This window comes from Fulvivirga lutimaris, assembly GCF_009711525.1.
GTDB classification, from domain to species: domain Bacteria; phylum Bacteroidota; class Bacteroidia; order Cytophagales; family Cyclobacteriaceae; genus Fulvivirga; species Fulvivirga lutimaris.
Genome location: NZ_SMLV01000257.1, coordinates 1 through 8,778 on the forward strand (window position 1 = coordinate 1; position 8,778 = coordinate 8,778).

Annotated in this window: 8 protein-coding genes and 1 tRNA gene; 4 read left to right on the forward strand and 5 right to left on the reverse strand. The window is 36.7% G+C overall.

Annotated features, from left to right (window positions below; genetic code table 11):
• Positions 1-32: 32 nt before the first annotated feature.
• The 4 genes from E1140_RS03645 to E1140_RS03660 form a co-directional block, all read right to left on the reverse strand.
• The gene (locus tag E1140_RS03645) at positions 33-1,316 is read right to left on the reverse strand and encodes an adenylosuccinate synthase (RefSeq protein ID WP_155179137.1); all 1,284 of its coding nucleotides are present in this window, start codon (positions 1,314-1,316) and stop codon (positions 33-35) included.
• Entirely contained in the window at positions 1,316-1,666 is a 351-nt protein-coding gene (locus E1140_RS03650) for an STAS domain-containing protein (protein WP_155179139.1), read from the reverse strand. Before E1140_RS03650 ends, E1140_RS03645 begins: the two co-directional genes overlap by 1 nt.
• A 1-nt stretch (position 1,667) precedes the next feature.
• Positions 1,668-2,141 carry a Fur family transcriptional regulator gene (locus E1140_RS03655; protein ID WP_155179141.1) on the reverse strand — a complete coding sequence of 158 codons (474 nt, stop codon included), beginning with the start codon at positions 2,139-2,141 and terminating at the stop codon, positions 1,668-1,670.
• A 63-nt stretch (positions 2,142-2,204) separates the two neighbouring features.
• Positions 2,205-4,421, reverse strand: a complete 2,217-nt coding sequence (locus tag E1140_RS03660; protein ID WP_155179144.1) for a RelA/SpoT family protein — start codon at positions 4,419-4,421, stop codon at positions 2,205-2,207.
• Between the two features lie 93 nt (positions 4,422-4,514).
• Between E1140_RS03660 and E1140_RS03665 the strand changes: the two genes are divergently transcribed.
• The 4 genes from E1140_RS03665 to clpX all read left to right on the forward strand — a co-directional run bounded on the left by E1140_RS03665 (position 4,515) and on the right by clpX (position 8,033).
• Positions 4,515-4,596, forward strand: a tRNA-Leu gene (locus E1140_RS03665).
• 86 nt (positions 4,597-4,682) lie between these two features.
• The gene (gene tig / locus E1140_RS03670) at positions 4,683-6,017 is read left to right on the forward strand and encodes a trigger factor (protein WP_155179146.1); all 1,335 of its coding nucleotides are present in this window, start codon (positions 4,683-4,685) and stop codon (positions 6,015-6,017) included.
• Between the two features lie 109 nt (positions 6,018-6,126).
• The gene (locus tag E1140_RS03675) at positions 6,127-6,795 is read left to right on the forward strand and encodes a ClpP family protease (protein WP_155179148.1); all 669 of its coding nucleotides are present in this window, start codon (positions 6,127-6,129) and stop codon (positions 6,793-6,795) included.
• 2 nt (positions 6,796-6,797) lie between these two features.
• Positions 6,798-8,033 carry an ATP-dependent Clp protease ATP-binding subunit ClpX gene (clpX, locus tag E1140_RS03680; RefSeq protein WP_155179150.1) on the forward strand — a complete coding sequence of 412 codons (1,236 nt, stop codon included), beginning with the start codon at positions 6,798-6,800 and terminating at the stop codon, positions 8,031-8,033.
• Here clpX and E1140_RS03685 read toward each other — a convergent pair.
• On the reverse strand, positions 8,034-8,778 hold a 745-nt coding region (locus E1140_RS03685), incomplete at its 5' end, for a lipid-A-disaccharide synthase (RefSeq protein WP_155179153.1).

Sequence of the window (8,778 nt, forward strand, 5' to 3'; positions counted from 1 at the left end):
CCTTCAACATAAAAAAATTTATTTATTTCTCTTTAAGCTACGACCTCAGCTCTAATTATAGTCTGAGTGCGATCTGGGCCCACTGAAACCATATTAATAGGAACAGAAAGTTCTTTCTCTAAATAGAAAATATAATCCTTGAGCTCTTTAGGAAAATCTTCGAAATCAGAGATGTTATCTAAAGAACAGTCCCATCCATCTAATTCATGAAGTACTGGTTCGATTTTTTCATCAACTATCTCATAAGGCATGATATCAATGAGATCACCATTCTCCATTTTATAGGATGTACAAACTTTTATTTTTTTGAATACATTAAGGACATCAGCTTTCATCATGAATAACTGTGTTACTCCATTAATCATGATTGCATATTTGAGTGCTGGTAAATCTAACCAGCCGCACCTACGGGGTCTACCTGTAGTAGCTCCAAATTCGTTACCGACTTTTTGCATCAATGTCCCATCATCATCGAATAGCTCTGTTGGGAATGGCCCACCCCCAACTCTGGTACAATAAGCCTTAAAGATTCCATAGACTTCTCCCATATTGTTAGGAGCAACACCTAATCCACTACAAGCACCTGAAGCTGTAGTATTAGAGCTGGTTACGAACGGATAACTGCCAAAATCAATATCAAGCAATGAACCCTGAGCACCTTCAGCTAAAACCCGAGATCCAGCCTTCAACTCATCATTGATTTTATATTCACTTTCTATAAGCTGAAATTCCTTTAAAAAGTCTATTGATTTAAAAAATTCGACTTCTAAATCTTTAAGCTCATACTCAGCTTTATAGAATTCAAGTATTTGAATATGCTTTTCAACTAGCTTTTCGTATTTCTGCTTAAATGTTGGCAGCAATATATCTCCAACCCTGAGTCCTAACCTCGCAATCTTATCTTGATAAGTTGGCCCAATTCCTTTTAATGTAGAACCAATTTTCTTTTTTCCTTTAGAAGCTTCGTAAGCTGCATCTAACAATCTGTGTGTTGGTAGTATTAGTTGAGTCTTCTTAGATATATATAAGTTCTTTTTTACATCAAGATTATATTTATCCAAAGCATCAACTTCTCTCTTGAATATTACAGGATCAAGTACAACTCCATTTCCAATAATGTTTAAGATATCTTTTCTAAAGATACCAGATGGTATCTGATGCAACACGTGTTTTATTCCATCAAACTCTAAAGTATGACCAGCGTTTGGGCCTCCCTGAAAACGTGCTACAACATCATACTTGGGAGCTAAGTAATCAACTACTTTTCCCTTGCCCTCATCTCCCCACTGGAGACCTAAAAGAATATCCAATTTCATTATTTTAAAGAATTGTTCAGTACTTCAATAGCATTCTCTTCATTTTCTTCAATTGTGAAAATGGCATTGAGTTTTGTTATGATTAAAAGCTTCTTAACACTTTCAGATGGGTTGAGCAGACATAATTCTCCACCCTTATTTCTAAACTTTGTAAGTATGGTAATTAAAACACCTATACCACTACTATTAATGTATCTTAAACCTGAGATATCCACCACGCATAGTTTTACATTGTTATTAATATGGTTATTAATAATCTCAATAATATCTATGCCGTTATCTTCTCCAATAAGATCTCCGCTTAACTTTAGTTTTAATATATTGTCAACAACTGAATGTTCAAAATTCATGTTAGTTCGCTTTTTCTGTTTTTATTTTTACTTGGCAATCACGGCATATTCCGTACAAATTCAAAGAATGGTGCATAATGTCAAAGTTTAACAACTCACCCACCATAGTTTGTATATTGTGAATACGGGGATCACAAAACTCAACTACTTTGTGGCACTCTGTGCATATCAAATGGTCGTGCTGTTTATAGCCGTATGACTTTTCATATTGAGCTAGATTTCTACCAAACTGATGCTTACTTACCAGATCACATTCAACCAAAAGGTCCAATGTATTATAAACTGTAGCTCTACTCACCCTATAATTCTTATTCTTCATACTTATATAGAGTGACTCAACATCAAAATGACCGTCACGGGTGTATATCTCTTCAAGAATTGCGTACCTCTCAGGTGTCTTTCTCAACCCCTTATTTTCAAGGTAAGCAGTGAAGATTTTTTTCACCTCATTATATACTTTTTCATTCAATGCCATAAAGTCCTAATCTTAAGGATTGCAAATATAGATATTATTAAAGAATCTGCTTGAGGTATTACCTTATTCTTGTGAATCCCTTCTAGTTACTTTCACAACCCCCTCTACCTTGTCTAGTTTGTTTATTAGAAGGTCTAAATGACGGGTGTCATTGACATATAACATTATCTCACCTTCGAATATGCCCGAATCGGTATCAATGGCCATTGAACGCATGTTTACCTTCAACTCGTCAGAAATAATTCCCGTAACGTCATTAATAAGACCTACCCTATCAGTTCCAATTATCTTAAGGATTACTAGGAAGGCGGATTGATGCTGAGAAGCCCACTTAGCCTTAACCACCCTATGCCCATGATTAGCGAGTAATTCTGGAGCATTAGGACAAGAGACTCGATGTACTTTTATACCTTCTGTAACGGTAACAAAACCAAAAACATTATCGCCTGGAATGGGATTACAACATTTAGCCAATTTATAGTCAATTACGTCCATATCCTCCCCTATTAGAAGGACATCATCAGACTTAACTTTTACAAGTTCCTTCTCAAAGGTCTTGGCATCCGGGATTTTTGTATTTGGCCTAGACTTAATAGGAGCATCCATCTTATGATCCTTAAATCTTCGAAGGTCCTTATTATCTATTGCTCCTTCTCCAATTTTGTAGAATAGGTCAAACAAATTAGGCATATCAAAATAGACACGCAGCTTTTCAAAGACCTCATTGCTTGGATCTATTTTGAAATGCTTTAATTTTCTTATGGCTATTTCTTTTCCCTCATCGGCAATGTGCTTCTTATCTTCTTTTAGCTCATCCTTAATTTTAGATTTAGCCTTTGAGGTGACGACAAAACGCAACCAGTCGTCATTAGGTTTTTGTTTAGAAGAAGTCAGTATTTCAACCTGATCACCATTCTTGAGCGCATAATTAATAGGTACTAGTCGCTGATTTACTTTTGCTCCGATACACTTGGCTCCTACTTCTGTATGTATTTCGAAGGCAAAATCTAAAGCTGTGGCTCCTCTTGGTAATGTCTTCAAATCTCCTTTAGGTGTAAAGGCAAATACTTCGTCATTAAACAAATTACCTCTGAAGTCATCAACAAACTCCAGTGCTGAAGAGTCGTTCTGCTCGAGCATGTCCCGAACTTTAGATATCCACTGTTCTAGTCCTGATGAATTGCCAGAGCTCTCGTTGTCTTTGTATTTCCAATGAGCTGCATACCCCTTCTCTGCGATATCATCCATTCTACGCGCTCTAATCTGAACTTCAACCCACTGGCCGTTTTTTGCCATTACCGTAGTATGAAGGGATTCATAGCCATTGGCCTTTGGTGTACTTATCCAATCGCGAAGTCGATCTGGGTTAGGTTTGTAGAAGTCGGTAACAATAGAATAAACCTGCCAACAAGCTGCCTTTTCATTTTCATAAGGAACATCTACTATTACTCTAATGGCAAAAAGGTCATACACTTCTTCAAAAGGTATTCCCTGTTTTTTCATTTTATTCCAAATGGAATAAATGGACTTAGGCCTTCCTTTTATTATATATTCTAAATTAAGGTCATTGAGATTCCTCTGAATAGGCCTTATAAAACTCTTAATAAATTTATTGCGTGTTTCTTTGGTAGCATCTATTCTCCTTATTATATCGTCATAAACCTCTGGCTCCGTATAACGGAGATAAAGATCCTCCATTTCTGATTTAATGGCATACAAACCAAGTCGGTGTGCCAGTGGAGCATATAAAAATATTGTTTCACTAGCGATCTTGTACTGCTTATTGACCGGCATGCTATCCAGTGTACGCATATTATGCAGCCGATCGGCCAGTTTTACCAGAATAACTCTCACATCCTCAGATAATGTGAGAAGCATTTTTCTAAAATTTTCTGCCTGCTGCGAACTACCGTGCTCAAAAACACCTGAAATTTTTGTTAGCCCATCTATAATACGTGCTATCTTCTTACCGAAGTCACGCTCAATATCTTTTATAGTCCATTCAGTGTCTTCAACAACATCATGCAGAAGAGCACTTATAATAGAAGTTGTGCCAAGCCCAATTTCATCAACACAAATTTTGGCTACGGCTATTGGATGAAAGATATAAGGTTCGCCAGATTTTCTTCTTGTACCACTATGCGCCTCAAGCGCTGTATTAAATGCCTTTCTGATTAATTTAGAGTCATTTTCCTTCAGCAAAGGCTTAGCATGCCTAAGCAGCTGCCGGTATCTCCGAACTATCTCTTTATTCTCTTCTTCTACGTCAATTGCTATCATTCGAAAAAAGTATGACCAAAATTATAAAAATATAAAACCAACTATTTGCACAATCAGAAATTATAAATAAATTTGCACTCCATTTTTAGAGTAGCGGATGTGGCGAAATTGGTAGACGCACTAGACTTAGGATCTAGCGCTTTACGGCATGGGGGTTCGAGTCCCTCCATCCGCACAAAGAAATACCCTCGATCGCGATTAACAAAAATCGAGATTGAGGGTTTTTAATTTTAACAGTATCACCACAAAACATCTATTGCTTTGGATATCTCATTAGACAAAAAAAATTCAACAGAAGCTTCAATTAAAGTTAAGTTAAACGAGGCTGATTACCAACCGCATGTTGAAGAAAAAGTTAAGGAATATGCTAAGAAAGCCACTATTAAGGGCTTTAGACCGGGCAAGGTTCCTGTAGGTCTTATCAAGAAGATGTATGGCAAATCCATCATCGTTGAAGAAATCAACAGTTTATTATCAAGTTCTTTGAGTAATTACATCAAAGAAAATGGTATTCAAATTATAGGTGAGCCATTGCCGGATCAGGAAAAAGCTCAAAAAATTGACTGGGAAAACCAGAAAGACTTTGAGTTTGACTACGAAATTGGAATGGTTAGTGAGTTCAAATATGACTTGTCTGATAAAGTAAAAGTTAAATCTTACAAGATTGAGCTTGACAAAAAGGGCATGAACGAGACTCTTGATAATGTTAAGAAACAATTTGGAAACGTTACTAACCCGGAAGTGAGCAAAGAAGGAGATTCATTCTTCGGTACTTTCCAGGAAGTTGATGGCAGCATCTCAAATGAAGCCTTACTAGATTGGGATAAAATTGAGAAGAAAGAGCAAAAGAAATTTGTTGGTATCAAATCAGGCGATATTGTTGAGTTTGATATTCAGAAGCTTGTTAGTGACAATCATGATCTAATGAGATTGCTGGATATTGGCCATGACAAAGCACATGACATCAAAGGCAAATTCACTTTCACACTTAAAAATGTTAATCGCACTGAACCTGCTGAGGTTAATCAAGAGCTTTTTGATAAAGTTTTTGGTAAAGATGCAGTTAAGTCTGAAAAGGAGTTTACTGATAAGATAAAGCAAACCGTAGAAGAGAATTACCAACGAGAATCTACTCTATTGCTTAATAGAGATATAAGAGATCATTTGATTGAGAAGACTAAAATTGAAGTTCCAACGGAATTTTTAAAGAAATGGCTTCTTGTTTCTAATGAAGGAAAAATTACTCAGGAAGATATAGATAGAGAATTTGACGATTATGTAAGATCTCTTAAGTGGGACTTGTTGAGAAACAAAATCAGTGACGAAAACAAGGTAAATGTTGAAAACGCTGAGGTTGTGGATAGAGCAAAAATGATGATCCTGAGCCAATTGGGTGGAGCTGGTGCCGCTGAGCAGCTTAAAGATCACATGGACTCATTTGCTGATAATTACCTAAAAGCAGAGAATGGCCAAAACTACATGAAGCTTTATAATGAAGTAAGAGAAGAGAAGTTGATGAATTTAATTCAGGAGAAAATCACGCTTTCTGAGAAGAAGGTTAACCTTGATGAATTTAAAAAGGTAGCTTCAAACTAATTTACAAATAGCATTGTTTCTAAAAAGCCTACCTATAAACGGTAGGCTTTTTTAATATAAATCTAGATTTTCTTACTATCATTGAGTATTTTAAAAGCTATTAAGAGATATGTATAATAAAGACGAATTCAGAAAATTTGCTATCAAAGATCAGGGCATAAGCGGCCATGCTTTTGACGATTATGCTTCAAGTATTCAAAACATGACTCAATATGTTATTGAAGAAAGGCCAGGAAATTTCAGAGCGATTGATGTTTTCACTCGCCTAATTTCTGATCGTATCATCTTCTTAGGAATGGGAATTGATGATCAAATTGCAAATATCATCACCGCTCAGCTTCTATTCTTAGAATCAAGCGATCCAAAAAAGGATATAATCATGTATATCAATAGCCCAGGAGGCTCAGTTTATGCCGGACTTGGGATATATGATACTATGCAGTATGTTAACCCTAATGTTGCTACTATTTGTACAGGTTTAGCAGCATCTATGGGCGCAGTTTTATTGGCGGCAGGTCATGAAAAGAAAAGATCAGCATTGCCTCATGCAAGAATAATGATTCACCAGCCAATGAGTGGAATGCAAGGGCAGGCATCAGACATGGAGATATCTCTGAAACAAACGTTAGAGGTAAAAAAGGACTTATATAATATATTGGCAAAGCATAGTGGGCAGAAGTACGACAAAATCGAGAAAGATTCTGATCGTGATTATTGGATGCGTGCAAGCGAGGCCAAAGCGTATGGTCTTATTGATGAAGTACTAGAAAAGAAATAATAATGTCAGAAGTTACTTGTTCATTTTGCGGTAGAAATAAAAAGGATGTCGATTTAATGATATCTGGTATTCATGCTCACATTTGTGATAAATGCATCACTCAGGCCAACCAGATATTGTCAGAAGAAAAAAAATCAGGCAGCAATGAGGGTGGACTTCCCAGCTTTAATTTGGTGAAGCCAATGGACATGAAGAAGTTTCTTGATGAGTTTGTAATTGGGCAAGACGAGGCCAAAAAGGTGATGTCGGTGGCTGTTTACAATCACTATAAAAGACTAATGCAAAAATCTTCCGATGATGATGTTACGATTGAGAAATCGAACATCATCATGGTGGGAGAAACTGGAACTGGCAAGACGTATCTGGCTCGTACGCTTGCTAAGATATTGCAAGTTCCTTTTTGTATTGCAGATGCTACAGTACTTACAGAAGCAGGTTATGTTGGTGAGGATGTTGAAAGCATTTTGACCAGATTATTACAAGCTGCTGATTATGAAACAGAAGCTGCAGAACGCGGTATTGTCTACATAGATGAATTAGATAAAATTGCGAGAAAGTCTGATAATCCATCTATAACCAGAGATGTGAGTGGTGAAGGTGTACAACAAGCCCTTTTGAAGCTATTAGAGGGCACTACAGTGAACGTTCCCCCTCAAGGCGGACGGAAGCACCCAGATCAGAAAATGATCTCTGTAAACACAGAAAACATCTTGTTTATTTGCGGTGGAGCTTTTGATGGCATTTCAAGAAATATTGCTAAAAGAATGAACACGAGACCTCTGGGTTTTGCATCATCTGAGGATTCTATTAATCCCCTAGATGTTGAAAATGATAATCTGCTGCAATATGTTACAGCACAAGACTTAAAGAGCTTTGGTCTTATTCCTGAATTAATAGGTAGGCTACCAGTGCTTACCTACCTCAACCCATTGGATGAGCAAACACTCTCTCAAATACTAACCACTCCTAAAAATGCTCTGATTAAACAATATCAAAAATTGTTTGCCATGGAGGATATTGAAGTAGAGTTCAAGAAAGGTGCCATTGATTTCATAGTTGAGAAAGCTATGGACTACAAATTGGGTGCTAGAGGATTGAGGTCGATATGCGAGGCCATTGTTAATGATGCCATGTTTGAATTGCCTTCTTCTAAGAATGCTTCAAAACTGGTGATTACAAAGGCATATGCTGAGGAGAAATTCAACAAGTCTAAATACAGCAAGCTTAAGGTAGCTTAATTAGCCTTTTAGATAATTAACAATTAATCTAGCTGTATTATCGCTGGCTGAACCTACATCGAGGGTTTCGTATATTTTATTATAATCAGCAATGATCTGGGCTCTGTGCTGCTCATTTTCAACAAGCTTACTTAGCTCGTTTTTAAGATTAGCCTCATTCAGATCATTTTGAATAAGTTCTTTTACAACTGGCTTGTCTGCTATTAAGTTAACCAAAGAGATATAACCCACCTTGATAAGCCTTTTACCTATATGATAAGAAATGCTGCTTGTTTTATAAATAACAACTTGCGGCACTTTTAATAGTGCGGTTTCTAAGGTTGCAGTTCCTGAAGTAACAATAGCTGCTTTTGCCTTCAGCAATAAATCGTATGTTCTACCCTGAATTAGCTCAACATTACTATATCCATTTACGGCATCATACAAGCTGTTATCGAGATTATCGACAGTTGCAATAACAAAATATAACTCTGGATTACTTTTAATAACCTCTGGCAACAAGTTGATAACATTAGTTACCTCCTGCTTTCTGCTCCCGGGTAATACGGCTATTACTTCTTTATTTTCGATTCCTAAAGGCAATTCCTTCTGTTCGTGACTTTTGATAGCATCCAGCACTGGATTCCCAACATAGTCAACTTCCCAATCATAGTTTTTATAAAAGTCTTTTTCAAATGGTAGAATGACAAACATTCTATCTATTAGTCTCTTAATTTTCCATGCTCTTCCTTGATTCCAGGCCCAT

Coding starts and splice junctions, on each gene's coding strand:
- E1140_RS03645 (WP_155179137.1), bottom strand. CDS start 1,316: ATGAAATTGGATATTCTTTTAGGTCTCCAGTGGGGAGATGAGGGCAAG.
- E1140_RS03650 (WP_155179139.1), bottom strand. CDS start 1,666: ATGAATTTTGAACATTCAGTTGTTGACAATATATTAAAACTAAAGTTA.
- E1140_RS03655 (WP_155179141.1), bottom strand. CDS start 2,141: ATGGCATTGAATGAAAAAGTATATAATGAGGTGAAAAAAATCTTCACT.
- E1140_RS03660 (WP_155179144.1), bottom strand. CDS start 4,421: ATGATAGCAATTGACGTAGAAGAAGAGAATAAAGAGATAGTTCGGAGA.
- E1140_RS03675 (WP_155179148.1), top strand. CDS start 6,127: ATGTATAATAAAGACGAATTCAGAAAATTTGCTATCAAAGATCAGGGC.
- clpX (WP_155179150.1), top strand. CDS start 6,798: ATGTCAGAAGTTACTTGTTCATTTTGCGGTAGAAATAAAAAGGATGTC.